The organism is Kribbella albertanoniae, assembly GCF_004348455.1.
GTDB classification, from domain to species: Bacteria; Actinomycetota; Actinomycetes; order Propionibacteriales; family Kribbellaceae; genus Kribbella; species Kribbella albertanoniae.
Window position 1 is genome coordinate 15,443 of the sequence record NZ_SMKA01000024.1, and the last position, 14,289, is coordinate 29,731.

The following is a 14,289-nucleotide window of genomic DNA, read 5'->3' on the forward strand; positions in this document are numbered from 1 at the left end:
GGCACGCTATCGACGACGGGAGCGGACGAGTGAAGGCCCTGACCTGGCAAGGCAAACGGAAGATCGAGTACGGCGAGGTGCCGGATCCGCGGATCGAGGAACCGACCGATGCCGTCATCAAGGTGACGTCCGCCGGGATCTGCGGTTCGGACCTGCATCTGTACGAGGTGATGAGCCCGTTCCTGGACGCCGGTGACGTGCTTGGGCACGAGTCGATCGGGATCGTCGAGGAGACCGGTTCCGCGGTCACGAACCTCAGCGCCGGCGATCGCGTCGTCGTACCGTTCCAGATCGCGTGCGGGTCATGCTTCATGTGCGAGCACGATCTGCAGACGCAGTGCGAGACCACGCAGGTGCGCGACCTGGGGATGGGCGCGGCGCTGTTCGGCTACACGAAGCTCTACGGTCAGATCCCCGGCGGTCAGGCGGAGTACCTGCGCGTGCCACAAGCGCAGTACGGGCCGATCAGGGTGCCGCACGGTCCGCCGGACGATCGGTTCGTGTACCTGTCGGACGTGCTGCCGACGGCTTGGCAGGCGGTCCAGTACGCCGGGATCCCAGCAGGCGGGACCGTCGTCGTACTGGGGCTCGGCCCGATCGGTGACATGTCCTGCCGGGTCGCACTGCACCAGGGCTTCCGGGTGATCGGCGTCGATCTGGTCGCGGACCGGCTGGAGCGGGCGCGGCGCCACGGCGTCGAGATCCTCGAGTACGGCGATGACGTCGCGGACGCGATCCGCGACCTGACCGACGGCCGTGGACCCGACTCGGTGATCGATGCCGTCGGCATGGAAGCGCATGGTTCGAAGGGAGCCAAGTTCGCTCAGCAGGCGGCCGGGTTGCTGCCCGATGCGGTCCAAGGTGCGTTGATGCAGAAGGCCGGTGTGGATCGCCTGGCCGCGCTGCTGCTGGCGGTCGATGTCGTACGGCGAGGTGGAACCATCTCACTGATCGGCGTGTACGGCGGGATGGCCGACCCGCTGCCGATGCTGACGATCTTCGACAAGCAGATCCAGCTCCGGATGGGCCAGGCCAACGTCCGCCGCTGGGCCGACGACATCCTCCCGCTCCTCACCGACGACGACCCCCTGAAGGTCGACACCTTCGCCACCCATCACCTCCCACTGTCCGAAGGCCCCAACGCCTACGACATGTTCCAGAAAAAGCGCGACGGCGCCGTCAAGGTCCTCCTCACCCCGTAGATATCCGTTCAGGCCTGTATGTGTCGCGGCCGATCACCAGCGAGGCCACGGCGCCGGCGGCTGTGCAGCTCAGGGCGGAGATGGCGAGGATGCCGGCGGGAGAGTAGTGGTCGAGGGCCAGCGCTCCGCAGGCTGCGCCGATGGGTGAGGCGATCGACAGGAGGGCGCGCTGGGTACCGAACATGGCTCCGTGCGTCGCTGGGTCGGCCCATCGTTGCAGGGCAGTGGTCTCGATCGCCGAGTACGGTCCCCAGACCGCGCCGGAGATGACGAAGATCAGCGCCGCGGCCGGAAGGTTGTGGACGGCAACGATCGGCAGCGTGACCAGCCCCCACAGCACAGCTCCCAACGCGTTGACCAGACCTGGGCGGTGTCTGCCGAGCCGTGCGGCGAGCGGCACGGTCGCCAGTGCTGCAAGGCCGAACAGAACCCAGAGCACGGTGTAGCCACCGACGCCAGTGCCGAGCTGCCCGCGCGCGAAATGTGGCAGCACGCTTTCGAACGGCCCGTACGTCGCGTGGTAGGCGACCGACAATGCGACCAGACTGACGATCGGTGCCGACGCCCATTTCCGCCGCACCTCGGTCTCCCGCTGGGAATGTGCGACACCGACGGGCAACCGAACCGCCAGTACGCCGACGCACAGCATCAGCCCGAGTGGGACGAGGAACGCCCGTCCCGGACCGAGGAATCCCAGCGCCGGTCCGCTCAGCGCGGCGCCCAGCACCATCGGCACCTGATCGCCGACCCCGAGCCAGGCGTTGGCGCGGGGGAGGTCTTCGTCGTCAACCAGCCGTGGGACCAGGGTGCGCGCGGCCGAGTAGGACAGCGGCGCCGTCACACCGGCCGTTGCACACAAGGCGAGCACGACCCAGACGGAGAGGTGCTGACTCCACCCGACGATCGTCAGTGCTGTCAGCAGAACCGCGCGAACACCCGCGTCGAGCAGGATCATCGACCGCGGGCCGAACCGGTCCACAGCCCGGCCGCCGAGCAGCCCGCCGGCCACAGTCGGCAGGCGGATCGCGACCACGAGCAGAGCAGTCTGCGCACCGGTCCAGCCCTGCGGGCCGGCGATCCAGAGCAGCATGAACAACACGATGTTGTCCGCGGTCGACGCCAGCGTCCACAGCGTTGCCAGCCGGGCGATCGGGGATCGCCGGTTCATGGCGACTCGCTCACCGATTCGTCAACTGGGCATGGAGAACAGGTACGCCAGTCACAGAGCCGGCAGGTCGAGTCGGCTGCTGCCCGAGCCCGTTCGGTACGGCGAAGTGCGACGGTCAGCAGCTCGTCCAATCGCTGCTGCTCGTCAGGGGTCAGTACGTCGAGGACGGATCGCCCGGCCTCGTCCCGGGCCTGCTGCCAGTCGTCGAGCAACTGCTGCCCGGACGGCGTCAGGCTGAGTGCGAGTGTGCGCCCGTGCCGGGTCCGAACGACGTACGCGAGCTTCTCCAGACGGTCGATCAGCCGCACGGTTCCCGACTGGGTGAGCCCGATCCGGTTCCACAGCCAGTCGGCCGAGCACCCGTCATGACTCGCGATCAGCGTCAGCGCGGCCAGGTCCCGCTGGCCCAGTCCGGCGGGCACGACCGCAGCGGCCGCCGTACTGAGTGCGTCGTGGCTCCGAAGCGTCCAGGCGGCCCAGAGGTTCGTTTCGGACATGACTCATTCATATGACTGGGGCATGTGTTGGCGCAACCCCTCGTGCTTGCCGGAGTCGGAGACGGGTACCGGCCGCGACATGGACAAGGTGTTCGATGCGGTGGAGTCGGAGGCGGACCAATACCGGCAGGGTGCGGTCCGGCCGCTGGGTGGGTATGCGGTGGTGATGGCGGTGTTCGCCGGGCTCGTCGGGCTGGCCGGCGGAGTCGCCGCGCTGCGCGGGACCACGGGGCGCCGGATGTCGCCGTACGAGCTGATGTTGATGACCGCGGGGACACACAAGCTGTCGCGGCTGGTGACCAAGGATGCCGTCACGAGTCCGTTGCGGGTGCCGTTCACGCGCTATCGCGAGCCGGGCGGCCCGGCTGAGGTGATGGAGGAGGTCAGGGAACGCGGTCAGCTACGGCACGCCGTCGGCGAGCTGCTGACCTGCCCGTTCTGCGTGTCGGTATGGATCGCGACGGGCTTCTCCATCGGCTTTCTGTTCGTGCCGGGATTCACGCGCATGGTCGCCTCCGCGCTGACCGCCGTTGCCGGAGCGGACTGCCTGCAGCTGATCTACGCCCGCCTGCAACAAGCCGCCGAGAGCGACACATAAAGGATCAGCGCGGGAGTTTGCGGGTGTTGATGAGTTCTTGGGCTACGTCGCGGAGTTTGCGGTTGGTGTCCTGGGAGTAGCGGCGGAGGACCTCGAACGCGCGGTCGCCGTCGAGGTCGTAGCGTTCCATCAGGATGCCCATCGCCTGGCCGACCAGCTTGCGGGCGTCGACCGCCTGGGCCAGCTGCTGCTCGTTGCGGGTGGTGGCCACCGCGACCGAGGCATGGCGGGCCAGGATGTGGGCGACCGCCAGGTCGTCCGGCCCGAAGGCGTCCGCGTTCGCGCTGTACAGGCCGAGCACCCCGAGGGTGCCGACGGTGGTGGTCAGTGGCACGTCGAGGACGCTGCGGACGCCCAGCTCGAGGACTTTGCCCGCCCACTCAGGCCAGCGCCCGTCGGTTGCGGTATCGGCGACGAGCACGGTCGAGCGTTCCCGCATCGACTCCGCCAGCGGGCCTTTGCCGCCGTTCATCTGCAGTTGGTAGATCTCGGACACGACCGGGTCGGTGACGGCGGGGATCTCCAGCCGGCCACCAGCCAGTGACAGCGCCACTCCCGCGTGTGAACAGTCCAGCGCCTGCAGCGCGAAGTCGACGACCGCCTGGACGGTCTCCTCGACCCCTTCCGTGGAATGGAGCTCGACGGCGAGTTCTGCGAACCTCTCAGCCGCGTCACCCGCGGCGAGGTCGAAGTTGGGCATGGCAGGCTCCTCCGGACTGGTGAATCCGGAGGCCGTGGGCCGGCTGTCGTGATCCATGTTCCTCATCTTCTCTCACGGCGCCCGGACGTTCCAGCAACGCGGGCCCGGCGCGAAGGAATGCGGCCGGGTACCAAGAGGTATGCGACCTAGTGAGAGTCAGGATCCGGCGGAGCAGGTCGCTGCCTTGGCGAAGGCTCGTGGCCTCCAGATCGCGGTGGCGGAGTCGCTCACCAGCGGCAGGATCGCGGGGCCGGCTGGGCGCAGCGTCGGACGCGAGTACCTGGTTCGCGGGTGGAGTCGTCGCGTACGCCGCGGAGGTCAAGTTCACCGTGCTGGGCGTCGAACCCGGCCCGGTTGTGACTGCTAGGTGCGCTGCGCAGATGGCCTCCGGGGTCGCACGCCTGCTGGGTGCCGAGATCGCGGTCGCGGCCACCGGGGTCGGCGGGCCCGAACCGGACGAGGGCCACCCGCCGGGGACTGTTTACCTCGCGGTCAGTTCAGGCGGGCGCGTCGATGTGGTCAAACACCGGTTTGACGGGGATCCGTCCCAGGTCGTCGACGCCGCGACCCGCACCGCCTTGCAGCTGCTCCACACGGCGCTAGTCGGCGTGGAAAAGGGCGGCGCGGGCGGCATTGCCGTCGCGGATGACGATCCGCGCGACCCGTGCCTGGCAGACGGTCGTGCCGCCCCGGGCCGCGAACCGATCGGCCAAGGCCCGGGACAACTCCCCGGCACCGCCACGAGGCACGGGGTAGCCGTACTGCTGGGCGATCATCACCAGCAGCCAGCCCATCAAGCCCGATCCTGGTGCGGTCGGAGCGATATCCGCGTGCTGCGAGTTCGTTGCCATCAGCATCTTTGCGGCCTCGCCCGCGAACCGGCGGTTGCCGACCCACTGGACCGGCCCGAGCAACACCTGCAGGCGTTTCAATCCCCTTGCTCCCAAGAGCTCCCGCAGTACGCCGAGACCCGCGCGAACCGGTGGAAACGGGCTGAGCAGGGCCTCGATCACGGCGGGCCCGACACGTTCCCAGTCGGCGTACAGATCGAGCCAGGCTTGACCGTCGCCAGGGTGCAGTGCGTCGAGTGCTTTGGCCGTGTCGGTCGGCTCTGGGTGCACAAGGGCCCAGCCGCCAGTGGACAACGGGTTGCCGACCGGGGACGGCGCGTTCGACCATTCCAGTCCGTAGTCGGCAAGCTTCAGGTCCCTGATGGTCGGCGACACCGCGGCCAGAGGATAGAACGAGCTGAACGTGTCGTGCACAAAGGCTGGATCGACATCCCTCGAGCTCCGGACCGCGCCGCCGATCGCGTCGTTCGCCTCGAGCAGGACAACATCCCAACCAGCATCAACCAGCAGATTCGCGGCAACCAATCCATTCGGCCCGGCTCCGACGACAACGGCATCACTCACGGGATCCCCGCCTGCGTCGCCACCCCGAGAGCAGGACCATGCCACCGACGAGCACGATCAGGACGATCAGGCCGATCACGACCAGCGGCGCCTGATCGAAGTCCTGAGGGTCGCCGTCACCGGCACCGGGTGGGTTGGGCCCGGTCTGCGGTGTTGCGCCCAGTGTCGGCGTGGGGGACGCCTGCGCCTGGACCACTGAGGCGGCCTGGCCGTCGGAGCCGATCCACCCCGCGATCGGGCGAGCGCCGACAGCGGCCACGATGAAGAGGCCGGCCAGCAAAACTATGTACAGGCGTCGCATGGATCCCCTGTTCCCTCGTTGCAGGCGTACTAACGCTCAGCGGTGTCCGGAGTGGCGAGTGGTGTGGTGGTCGGTCCGTCCAGGACGGTGCCGTCGGGGTTGAAGCGTGAGCCGTGGCAGTTGCAGTCCCAGGTGGCGTCGCCTTGGTTCCAGCGCAGCGGGCAGCCGAGATGCGTGCAGACCGGTACGACGGTGTGCAGTCGGCCGTCGCGATCGCAGTACGCGCCGACGGTTGTGCCGTCCAGGTCGTACAGACCGCCTTGACCGACCTCGACGTGGTCGAGGCCGCCGCCGGCCAGCCGACGCAGGTGACCGGCCGCGAACTCCTTGCCGACCTTGAGATTGTCCTTCACCAGGGTGGCCACCGAGTGCGCGTCACCGATCCGGCCGGCGTCGTACAGGAGGTGGAACTCGTTGTCCCGTTGAAGGATCAGATCTCGAAGGATGCCAGCGGCAACGGTTCCGTTGCTGAGTCCCCATTTGTGCATGCCGGTGGCAACGAGGACCGGAGAGCCGGGCGCCTTGCCGACGTACGGGAGTTGATCCGGAGTGCTGTAGTCGTGCGCCGACCATCGGTAGTCCGGTTCGAGGCGTTCGTTCCACAGTGAACCGGCCCAGTCACTGAGACTGCGGTAGGCGGCGTCGGTGTCGGTCTGGTCGCCGACTTCGTGACCGCTGCCGACGATGATCAGTCCGTTCGGGCCGCCGCCGGGCCAGGGCCTGGTCGATCGGGTCGGCCCGTCGGCCGAGATCGTCATACCGGCCGGTGCCGGGACCGGCAGCCGGAGGGCGATGCCGTGGGACTGCTGTGGGCGGGTCCGCGCGAAATATCCGCCGAGGGTTCCGATCGGGAGCAGCGTCGCCATGACCGCGTGATCGGCGCGGATGATCGGACCGCGTTCGGTACTGGCCTCGATCCCGTCCTCGATTTCGGTCACCCGGGTGTGCTCGAAGATCGTCCCGCCGGCCGCGGTGAACGCTGCCGCCAGACCGGCCAGGTAGCGACTCGGATGCAGGTGAACCTGGTTGTCGAAGCGGACGACCTCGGTGGCCTTCACCGGCAGTCCCAGTTCGGCGGAGTCCGCCGAGTGCGCCGGCAATCCGAGCTCGGCCGCGACCTCAGCCTCCCGACGCAGATCGGTTCCTTCCGTGGCATAGACGAACGCCGGAGCGCGGGTGAACTCACAGTCGATACCGAACTGGTCGATCAGGCTCGCGACTCGTTCCACCCCTGCCTGGTTGGCCATCCCGTACTGGCGCGCCGCCTCGAGGCCATGCCGATCAGCCAGTTGCGCATAGATCGCGCCGTGCTGCGAGGTGACCTTCCCGGTCGTGTGTCCGCTGGTCCGAGACCCGATCCGATCGGCCTCGACGAGCAGGACGTCCGCGCCCGCCAGTTGCAGTTCCAAGGCCGTGGTCAGACCGACCATTCCGCCACCCACCACCAGTACGCCGGTACGGCGGTCGGCGGCGATCGCGTCGTACCGGGGCATGGTCGCGGTGGCTGGCCAGACGGATGCGGAGTTCGTCATACCTCGTTCGGTACCCACCCGGGAATCAACGAGCCGACGACGGGCACCGGGGTTGGTGATCGAGCGAGCGAGAGACCTTGGAGGTAATGCGATGAGCACGATCACGCAGTCCATCGACGTCGCGGTTCCGGTGACGACGGCGTACAACCAGTGGACGCAGTTCGAGTCGTTCCCGCAGTTCATGGAAGGCGTAGAGGAGATCCGGCAGCTGGACCCGACGCACAACCACTGGGTGGTGAAGGTCGGTGGCGCGACGCGGGAGTTCGACGCGACCGTGACCGAGCAGCATCGCGACGAACGGGTGGCGTGGAAGTCGGACTCGGGTCCGCAGCATGCCGGCGTCGTGACCTTCCACAAACTGTCCGACACCAGCAGCCGGGTGACCGCGCAGATGGACATCGATCCGGACGGCTTCCTGGAGAAGGTCGGTGACAAGTTCGGGGTCGTCGAGGGGCGCGTGAAGGGTGATCTCCAACGGTTCAAGGAGTTCATCGAGCAGCGTGGCGGGGAGACCGGCGCCTGGCGCGGCGACGTACCGCGGTAGTTGCCTGAATCAACGGATCCCCCACCTGCTCAGGTGGGGGATCCGTTGCTGTGCTCAGGATTTGTTCGCCGCGGCCTTACCGCCCTTGCGGCCGGCTTCCTTCTTCTGGGCCGTGGTTCCGCCCTGGTTGCTGTTGCCACCGGAACCGCTCTTCTCGCCGCCGTGCTTGCTGGACTTCGGCGCGTTGGCGATCTTGGCCGCGCGCTCCTTCGACATCCCCTTGTCCTTGAGCGCTTCGTACTGCTTCTCGTTCTTCACGTTCGCCGACTTCGACGGCATCAGCGTTCTCCTTCGCTCTCGACCTTTTTCTTCAGCTCGTCCTTGGGCAGGCCCGAGGTGCCGGAGATGTCGGCGTTGGCGGCCTGCTGGGCGAGCTGGTCCCGGGTCATGTCGCCGGGCTGTTCACCGAGGTGTTCCTTGCGGCTGGCAACGAATGCGTCACCGAGCTCCGCCCGGCGCTGCTCGGACAGGTTCGACCGCATTCCGGGGAGGACCTTGGTCTCTTCCTCCTCGACGTGGTGAGTGACCGCGTCGATCAGGTTCTGCAGCACGGTGTCGAACTGGGCCGACGCCGGGTCGGTCGCGGCGAGTTTGGCCAGCAGTTGGTCGGCCTCGATGTGCTCCTGCTGGCTGTGCGAAACCTCTTCCTTCTCACCAGCCTCCTCCGCGGCGACCGGGTAGACCTCCGCCTCCTCGGCGCGGCTGTGAGCGGTCAGCAGCGTCGTCAGCACCGGCAGGAGATTCGGGCGTTTCTCCGGGCTCGCCTTGAGTTCGTCGAACAGCCGCTCGACTTCACGGTGGTCCTGCATGATCAGGTCCACGACGTCTGCAGACATCGTTGTCTCCTTCTGTGGTTGGGATGGCGCCGCTCCGGTACCCAGCCGAAACCACCGGATTTGGATCGAATCTCGGGCGTGGCGCGCATGAGATCGGGGCGGCTGGGTAGTTGAACAACGCCATTTGACCGCGGTTCAGATGTGTGCCGCGCCGTGACGTCTTTGTCGCGAGGTCAAAATGACTGTTTCTGTGAGTGAGTCCGTGCCGACGCAGTGTTCGTCGGCCAAGGATCGGGCCGCCCGGGAGGCGGCGACGGTGGAACTGTTCGAGCAGCGAGCTCGAACGTCGGATCCGGTGGAGCAACAGGTTCTGCTCGAGCGGATCGTGGAACTGAATCTGGAGATCGCCCGGGGGATCGCGGGGCGGTTCCGCGGCCGGGGTGTCGAGCTCGAGGACCTGGAGCAGGTGGCGTTCCTCGGGCTGATGAAGGCCGCGACGAACTACCGGCTGGATGCGGAGACGCCGTTCATCGGCTACGCCGTACCGACGATCAGAGGTGAGGTACGGCGGTACTTCCGCGACTCGGCGTGGACCGTGCGGATCCCGCGGCGGCTGCAGGAATTGCAGGGGCTGGTGTCGGCCAAACTGCCCGATCTCGAGCAGGAGCTGGGCCGTGAGCCGTCGACCGAGGAGCTGGCCGAGTATCTCGAGGTCGAGGCTGAGGAGATCGAGCAGGCGCTGGCGGCCAAGGGCTGCTTCAACACCCTCTCGCTCGATCGGCCGGCCGACGACAACGGGCTGAGCCTGGCCGAGGTCGTGCCCGACGAGGAGGACATCGCGGTCAGCCAGTTGGAGGCAGTGGACATGCTGCAGCCGATTCTGGAGGACCTCGGTCCGCGCGAGCGGCGGATCCTGGAGCTGCGCTTCATCGAAGGATGGACGCAGTCCGACATCGGCGCCGAAATCGGTGTCAGTCAGATGCAGGTCTCACGACTGCTTCGTCGTACCCTCACCGACCTTCGGGAACGTCTCTCCCCGATGTCGGTAGCAGCTTGATCGGTGGGGTGGACCATGCGTGAAAGCGTGGTCCACCCGGACCGCCAATCGGTGCTGACGGCCGTCCTTCCGGGGACGGCGATGATCGCGGTGACGTTCGGCCTCGGACGGTATGGCTACGGCCTGCTCCTGCCGGACATGCGGGCCGAGCTCGGCGTCAGTACCGGTGCGGCCGGGGTGATCTCGTCGGCGGCGGGCGTGTCGTATCTGGTCGGCAACCTGGCTGTCGTTCCGCTGACGAGCCGTCGCGGTTCACGGGTGGCAGTGGCCGCCGCAGCATTGTTCGCGGCGGTTGGGATGTGCCTCGTCGCGATCTCCCGCGGTACGGCGTCCTTGGCGCTCGGAGTGATTGTTGCCGGAACCGCGGCCGGGCTGGCGTTGCCGCCGTACGCGGATATCGTGGCGGCCCGGATTCCGGCGGAACGGCGCAAGCACTCCTGGTCGATCATCAGCTCCGGAACCGGGTGGGGAGTGGCGATCGCAGGGCCGGTCGCCATCGTCGCCGGCAGCAGTTGGCGCATCGGCTGGCTGCTGTTCGCGGTTCTCGCGCTCGCCGCCGGCGCCCTGGCCACCGTGCGAGCTGGACCGGCAACGAACGCCGAGAGAACCCGCCGTACCGGGCCTCCGTGGTTTCGCCGACCGACAGCCGGTGCCCTGGTGGTTTCCGCTGTCCTCATCGGCGCCGGCAGCGCAGCCTGGTGGGCCTTCAGCGTCGACGCTCTGCGCGCGGAATCGGTGGGCACCACGGCTGCCCGCATCATCTATGCGCTGACCGGAGCGGCGAGCTTGCTCGGTTCGTTCAACGCAATTCTCGTTGCCAGGTTGGGCTTACCGGGCAGCTACCTGACGACGGCCGGGGGTCTGGGCCTCGCCATCATCGCCTTCGCCCTGCTGACCGGCCACCCGATCCTCGCCGCGATCGCAGCGGCCGCCTTCGGTGCGACGTACGCCGCAGTCGTCGCGACCCAAGGCCTCTGGAGTGCCCAGATCTTCCCCGAGCACCCCACCGCCGGCGTCGCCCTCTTCACCACGGCCCTCACCGCCGGAACCCTCGTCGGCCCCACCGTGTCCGGCCTCACCATCGAGCACCTGGGCTACCGCCCAACCTTCCTCAGCGCAGGAGCCCTCGTCCTGGCCGCCCTCCTCGTCCGCCCCAACCAATCGACTTCGAGAGGAACAGGTGATGACTGATCACCAGGTCCGGCTGATGACGTGGAACATCTGGTGGCGCTTCGGACCACGGTGGTGCGAGCGGCAACCGGGCATCCTCGAGACGATCCGCCGCTTCACGCCGGACATCGTCGGATTGCAGGAAGTGTGGGGCACTCAGGGCACAACGCAGGCCGACGAGCTGGCCGATGCCCTGGGCCTGCACGCCGCGTTTGCCGCGCCCTCGTATCCGGCTTCGAACCAATCCGACGTCGAGCTGGGTGTCGCGCTGCTCAGTCGCTGGCCGATCACGCAGTACGACGGCCTCCCGATGCCGGCACGTCATCGCGCCTGGGATCCCGTCGTACTGAAGGCTGCAGCGGACCATCCGGCGGGCCGGATGCCGATTCTCGTGGCCTGCTTGGAGCACGCGACCACCTATAGCGACGATCGATTGGCGCAAGCCACCCTGCTCGCCGACCTCGCGACCGACCCGTCAACCGACGGACCCTGCCCGTCCCTCGCGATCGGCGACCTCAACGCTGCCGCGGACAGCGCCGTACTGCGGCCGTTGCGTGAAGTGTTGATCGAGGCCTGGACCGCCGGCGGTGGCGCCGCGGATGCGATCACCCTGCCGTCCAGCCACCCGTCGGCCCCGCTCGAGGCAGGACCAGAGTTGGTCGATCAACGCATCGACCACATCTTCTACCGGCCAGGCCACGAGGATCAGTTGGTCGGCGTGGAATCAGCGAAGATCGCAGGCGATTCGTACGACGGCATCTATCCGTCCGACCATCGCGCGGTCATCTGCGACCTTCGCTGGCACGACCGCTAGCCGCACGTCAGTTCCACCAGTAGAAGTGGTAGCCGCCGCCCTTGTAGTAGATCTCGCTGACGATGTAGTTCTTGACGAAGCCGTAGTCGTACCACTGGGCCCAGCACGCGTCGTACTCGTAGCCGCAGGCGACCTCGCCTTGGGATTCGACGACCGGATCAGCCGCGTGTGCTGCGGTGGCCCCGCCGCAAGCCACCGCCACGACCATCGCCGCCACCGCGATCATTCGTCTGCTCGTTCTCATCACTCCGCCCTTCCACCCGATTCTTGCCCTGCGCAACCTCGTTACGCCTTGTAGATCGACCGGTACCCACCGTGATCGCGGTGAAGCTGGCCGATCGACAGGCGTCGTACATGCTCTTGCGGTTATATAGCTGCCTGGATATGTTGGGTTTCGTGAGTGCTCCCTTTGAGGTCCTGGCCGAGCCGAGGCGGCGGCAGATTCTCGACTTGCTGCGGCAGCGGCCTCGGTTGGTCGGTGAGCTGACCGACGAGCTCGGGCTCAGCCAGCCGGGTGTGTCGAAGCATCTGCGCGTGCTGCGCGAGGCGGGGCTTGTCGGTGTGCGGCAGGACGCGCAGCGGCGGTGGTACGAGCTCCGGCTGGAGCCGTTGCGCGAGCTGGACGCCTGGCTGCATCCGTACCGGATCCTGTGGGACCGCGCTCTGGACGACCTCGAGGACCACCTGGACACGATGCCGGACGAGGTCCGGCCCCGAACGGAAGGCTGATGATGGCGAACGAAACCTTGCGGACGATCGAGGGCCGCTCGGTACTGCGGATGGAGCGGCAGCTGCGGCACCCGGCCGAGAAGGTATGGCGCGCGCTGACCGACCCCGCTGAGCTGGTCCACTGGTTCCCCGCGACCGTGCAGTTGGAGCCGCGGATCGGTAGTCGCGTCGAGTACGTGATGGACGGTGAGCCGGGCGGTGACGGGGAGGTGCTCGAGTTCGATCCGCCGCGGGTGTTCGCGATCACCTGGAGCGGCGAGGTGCTGCGGTGGGAGCTGCTGCCCGCCGAGGACGGCTGTCTGCTCGTCCTCAGTCACACCTTCGACGATCACTTCGGTGCGGCGAGCTTCGCATCGGGCTGGACGCTCTGCCTGGAAGCCCTGGGCCTCCGCCTCCTCGGCAAACCGATCGACATCGAGCCGGACACCGGCGTACTGCACGACCATTATCTCGAACAGCTCGGCCTCGACCAGGGCACAGCCGAAGAGACGTCAGACGGCTGGACGGTCCGCTTCGAACGCCAACTCACCCGCCCCGCCGAGACGGTACGACCCCTACTTGCGGCGTACGACGACGCCCGCTGGGAGCTGACCACCGGCACCGGCCACGGTGCCCGCCTGATCGTCACGCAGACCGGCCTGGCGACCCCGGATAAGGCGCTGGTGGAGTGGCGTGAACGCCTCGACAAACTCGCCGCCGACCTGCTGAAAACCCCGCCTGCGAAGCTCAACTGAACGACAAACCCTCGCGCAGGGGCGCAGGAGGTGGTAGGACGTGCAAATGGGACTGTCCATCCTCTCTGACGCCGCGGAGCCGCTCTACCGTGCTGCCGTCGTGAGCGGGCGGACGAGCCTGGAGGATCTGGCCGAACGCGCTGGTATCGACCGCGCCACGGCTGCACGCGAGGTCGAGGTGCTTGCCGCCATCGGTCTGCTCGACGTGAGTGAGGGGATGATCGAAGCAGCCGCTCCCCGGATTCCGTTGGAGCACGTGGCAGCCGAGCATGCCCGGGCTGCGGACGCCACTCGCCGGATCGCCTCGGTGTTCGCCGACATCTGGAACGAGGCCGGCGACCGGCTGAACTTCGTGGAGGTCATTGCCGACGAGGCGCGGATCCAGGCCGTCCACGCCAAGCTGATGGATGACACGACCTCGACCGTCGATGGCTTGTGCATCGGCCCGGTGTCGCCGCGGAAGATGCAGCCTGGCATGAAGATCCCGCGGCCGCAGGTGGCGGACGGATTCTTCGACGCTTTGGAGCGCGGCGTGCGGGCCCGCGGTTTGTACGGCGTCTCTCTTCTCGAGGACTTCGAAGGACTTGCCGCCGTCCATCAGTGCATCGCGGCCGGCGAGCAGGCGCGCGTCTTCGCTCAGGTGCCGCTCAACCTGATGCTGTTCGATGACCGGCGGGCGCTGATCGCCGTACCGGGTCAGCGAGGGGCACGGCGTTCGGTCATCGTCGTCCACGAATCCGGCCTGCTCGACTGCTTGGTCGGCCTCTTCGACGTTTTCTGGCAGATGGGCGTGCCCTTGTCGGCGGAGTCTCGGGCGGTTGACGCGCTGGACGGTCCGGATCCGGAGGAGCAGCAGTTGCTGTCCTACCTTGCCGCCGGTCTCACCGATGAGGCGATCGCCCGCGACCTGGGGGTGAGTGCTCGCACGGTTGGCCGGCGGATCGCTCGTCTCGAAGAGGTCCTCGGCGCCCACAGCCGATTCCAGTTGGCGATCCAGGCGAGCCGTCGAGACTGGATCTGAGCTGTAGAACGGCTCCGGCGCGCATCGCCGG

18 protein-coding genes and 1 pseudogene are annotated in these 14,289 nt (G+C 67.6%); 10 read left to right on the forward strand and 9 right to left on the reverse strand.

What is annotated here, in order from left to right; all coding sequences use genetic code 11:
* Positions 1 to 29: 29 nt before the first annotated feature.
* A complete protein-coding gene (locus tag E1261_RS08775) occupies positions 30 to 1,202 on the forward strand; it encodes an alcohol dehydrogenase catalytic domain-containing protein (protein WP_132404618.1) in 1,173 nt (390 codons plus the stop codon).
* On the opposite strand, the gene E1261_RS08780 is transcribed toward E1261_RS08775, so the two are convergent.
* Together E1261_RS08780 and E1261_RS08785 are read right to left on the reverse strand one after the other, a co-directional pair.
* Complete coding sequence (locus tag E1261_RS08780; protein WP_132404620.1) at positions 1,192 to 2,370, reverse strand: MFS transporter; 1,179 nt, start codon at positions 2,368 to 2,370, stop codon at positions 1,192 to 1,194. The two genes, E1261_RS08775 and E1261_RS08780, sit on opposite strands and share 11 nt — an antisense overlap.
* The gene (locus E1261_RS08785; RefSeq protein WP_132404622.1) at positions 2,367 to 2,867 is read right to left on the reverse strand and encodes a MarR family winged helix-turn-helix transcriptional regulator; all 501 of its coding nucleotides are present in this window, start codon (positions 2,865 to 2,867) and stop codon (positions 2,367 to 2,369) included. Before E1261_RS08785 ends, E1261_RS08780 begins: the two co-directional genes overlap by 4 nt.
* Here E1261_RS08785 and E1261_RS08790 point away from each other — a divergent pair.
* Positions 2,866 to 3,465, forward strand: coding sequence for a DUF1360 domain-containing protein (locus E1261_RS08790; protein WP_202874500.1), 600 nt, complete (start codon positions 2,866 to 2,868; stop codon positions 3,463 to 3,465). The two genes, E1261_RS08785 and E1261_RS08790, sit on opposite strands and share 2 nt — an antisense overlap.
* Positions 3,466 to 3,469: 4 nt before the next feature.
* Here E1261_RS08790 and E1261_RS08795 read toward each other — a convergent pair whose 3' ends face one another.
* Positions 3,470 to 4,165, reverse strand: coding sequence for a GAF and ANTAR domain-containing protein (locus tag E1261_RS08795; RefSeq protein WP_132404624.1), 696 nt, complete (start codon positions 4,163 to 4,165; stop codon positions 3,470 to 3,472).
* A 197-nt stretch (positions 4,166 to 4,362) separates the two neighbouring features.
* Here E1261_RS08795 and E1261_RS47085 point away from each other — a divergent pair.
* Positions 4,363 to 4,704, forward strand: a pseudogene (locus E1261_RS47085) (CinA family protein); the annotation flags it as partial.
* A gap of 60 nt (positions 4,705 to 4,764) precedes the next feature.
* On the opposite strand, the gene E1261_RS46820 reads toward E1261_RS47085, so the two are convergent.
* Genes E1261_RS46820 through E1261_RS08815 form a run of 3 tightly spaced genes read right to left on the reverse strand, consistent with a single transcriptional unit; the run spans position 4,765 to position 7,413 of the window.
* On the reverse strand, positions 4,765 to 5,580 hold the full coding sequence (locus E1261_RS46820) for a phytoene desaturase family protein (RefSeq protein ID WP_132404626.1): 816 nt from the start codon (positions 5,578 to 5,580) through the stop codon (positions 4,765 to 4,767).
* Positions 5,573 to 5,881 (reverse strand): hypothetical protein, encoded by a 309-nt coding sequence (locus tag E1261_RS08810; RefSeq protein ID WP_132404628.1) that lies wholly within the window; start codon positions 5,879 to 5,881, stop codon positions 5,573 to 5,575. Before E1261_RS08810 ends, E1261_RS46820 begins: the two co-directional genes overlap by 8 nt.
* Before the next feature lie 29 nt (positions 5,882 to 5,910).
* Positions 5,911 to 7,413, reverse strand: coding sequence for an FAD-dependent oxidoreductase (locus E1261_RS08815; protein ID WP_132404630.1), 1,503 nt, complete (start codon positions 7,411 to 7,413; stop codon positions 5,911 to 5,913).
* 91 nt (positions 7,414 to 7,504) lie between these two features.
* On the opposite strand from E1261_RS08815, the gene E1261_RS08820 reads away from it, so the two are divergent.
* Positions 7,505 to 7,957: an SRPBCC family protein gene (locus E1261_RS08820; RefSeq protein ID WP_132404632.1), complete on the forward strand. Its 453-nt coding sequence runs from the start codon at positions 7,505 to 7,507 to the stop codon at positions 7,955 to 7,957.
* 54 nt (positions 7,958 to 8,011) lie between these two features.
* Here the strand turns inward: E1261_RS08820 and E1261_RS08825 are convergent, their stop codons facing one another.
* Positions 8,012 to 8,236: a DUF7218 family protein gene (locus tag E1261_RS08825; RefSeq protein ID WP_132404634.1), complete on the reverse strand. Its 225-nt coding sequence runs from the start codon at positions 8,234 to 8,236 to the stop codon at positions 8,012 to 8,014.
* Positions 8,236 to 8,793, reverse strand: coding sequence for a hemerythrin domain-containing protein (locus E1261_RS08830; RefSeq protein WP_132404636.1), 558 nt, complete (start codon positions 8,791 to 8,793; stop codon positions 8,236 to 8,238). Before E1261_RS08830 ends, E1261_RS08825 begins: the two co-directional genes overlap by 1 nt.
* 190 nt (positions 8,794 to 8,983) lie before the next feature.
* Between E1261_RS08830 and E1261_RS08835 the strand changes: the two genes are divergently transcribed.
* From E1261_RS08835 to E1261_RS08845, 3 genes are read left to right on the forward strand one after another with little or no spacing between them, the layout of a single operon-like run.
* Positions 8,984 to 9,790: a sigma-70 family RNA polymerase sigma factor gene (locus E1261_RS08835; RefSeq protein WP_238176085.1), complete on the forward strand. Its 807-nt coding sequence runs from the start codon at positions 8,984 to 8,986 to the stop codon at positions 9,788 to 9,790.
* Positions 9,791 to 9,805: 15 nt separating this feature from the next.
* Positions 9,806 to 10,981, forward strand: coding sequence for an MFS transporter (locus E1261_RS08840; RefSeq protein ID WP_132404640.1), 1,176 nt, complete (start codon positions 9,806 to 9,808; stop codon positions 10,979 to 10,981).
* Positions 10,974 to 11,774 (forward strand): endonuclease/exonuclease/phosphatase family protein, encoded by an 801-nt coding sequence (locus E1261_RS08845; RefSeq protein ID WP_132404642.1) that lies wholly within the window; start codon positions 10,974 to 10,976, stop codon positions 11,772 to 11,774. The genes E1261_RS08840 and E1261_RS08845 overlap by 8 nt, the downstream gene beginning before the upstream one ends.
* A gap of 7 nt (positions 11,775 to 11,781) precedes the next feature.
* On the opposite strand, the gene E1261_RS08850 is transcribed toward E1261_RS08845, so the two are convergent.
* Positions 11,782 to 12,018 (reverse strand): hypothetical protein, encoded by a 237-nt coding sequence (locus E1261_RS08850; RefSeq protein WP_132404644.1) that lies wholly within the window; start codon positions 12,016 to 12,018, stop codon positions 11,782 to 11,784.
* A 152-nt stretch (positions 12,019 to 12,170) separates the two neighbouring features.
* Here E1261_RS08850 and E1261_RS08855 point away from each other — a divergent pair, with 152 nt between their 5' ends.
* The 3 genes from E1261_RS08855 to E1261_RS08865 are packed head-to-tail and all read left to right on the forward strand — an operon-like array spanning position 12,171 to position 14,258.
* Entirely contained in the window at positions 12,171 to 12,503 is a 333-nt protein-coding gene (locus tag E1261_RS08855) for an ArsR/SmtB family transcription factor (RefSeq protein WP_132404646.1), read from the forward strand.
* A complete protein-coding gene (locus E1261_RS08860) occupies positions 12,503 to 13,237 on the forward strand; it encodes an SRPBCC family protein (RefSeq protein ID WP_132404648.1) in 735 nt (244 codons plus the stop codon). Before E1261_RS08855 ends, E1261_RS08860 begins: the two co-directional genes overlap by 1 nt.
* 46 nt (positions 13,238 to 13,283) lie before the next feature.
* On the forward strand, positions 13,284 to 14,258 hold the full coding sequence (locus tag E1261_RS08865) for a helix-turn-helix transcriptional regulator (protein WP_132404650.1): 975 nt from the start codon (positions 13,284 to 13,286) through the stop codon (positions 14,256 to 14,258).
* Positions 14,259 to 14,289: the final 31 nt, after the last annotated feature.

Excerpts from the sequence above, each read along its gene's own strand:
- E1261_RS08850 (WP_132404644.1), bottom strand. The coding sequence starts at position 12,018 with ATGAGAACGAGCAGACGAATGATCGCGGTGGCGGCGATGGTCGTGGCG.
- E1261_RS08840 (WP_132404640.1), top strand. The coding sequence starts at position 9,806 with ATGCGTGAAAGCGTGGTCCACCCGGACCGCCAATCGGTGCTGACGGCC.
- E1261_RS08815 (WP_132404630.1), bottom strand. The coding sequence starts at position 7,413 with ATGACGAACTCCGCATCCGTCTGGCCAGCCACCGCGACCATGCCCCGG.
- E1261_RS08860 (WP_132404648.1), top strand. The coding sequence starts at position 12,503 with ATGATGGCGAACGAAACCTTGCGGACGATCGAGGGCCGCTCGGTACTG.
- E1261_RS08780 (WP_132404620.1), bottom strand. The coding sequence starts at position 2,370 with ATGAACCGGCGATCCCCGATCGCCCGGCTGGCAACGCTGTGGACGCTG.
- E1261_RS08845 (WP_132404642.1), top strand. The coding sequence starts at position 10,974 with ATGACTGATCACCAGGTCCGGCTGATGACGTGGAACATCTGGTGGCGC.
- E1261_RS08795 (WP_132404624.1), bottom strand. The coding sequence starts at position 4,165 with ATGCCCAACTTCGACCTCGCCGCGGGTGACGCGGCTGAGAGGTTCGCA.
- E1261_RS08790 (WP_202874500.1), top strand. The coding sequence starts at position 2,866 with ATGACTCATTCATATGACTGGGGCATGTGTTGGCGCAACCCCTCGTGC.
- E1261_RS08825 (WP_132404634.1), bottom strand. The coding sequence starts at position 8,236 with ATGCCGTCGAAGTCGGCGAACGTGAAGAACGAGAAGCAGTACGAAGCG.
- E1261_RS08830 (WP_132404636.1), bottom strand. The coding sequence starts at position 8,793 with ATGTCTGCAGACGTCGTGGACCTGATCATGCAGGACCACCGTGAAGTC.
- E1261_RS08785 (WP_132404622.1), bottom strand. The coding sequence starts at position 2,867 with ATGTCCGAAACGAACCTCTGGGCCGCCTGGACGCTTCGGAGCCACGAC.
- E1261_RS08865 (WP_132404650.1), top strand. The coding sequence starts at position 13,284 with ATGGGACTGTCCATCCTCTCTGACGCCGCGGAGCCGCTCTACCGTGCT.
- E1261_RS08810 (WP_132404628.1), bottom strand. The coding sequence starts at position 5,881 with ATGCGACGCCTGTACATAGTTTTGCTGGCCGGCCTCTTCATCGTGGCC.
- E1261_RS08820 (WP_132404632.1), top strand. The coding sequence starts at position 7,505 with ATGAGCACGATCACGCAGTCCATCGACGTCGCGGTTCCGGTGACGACG.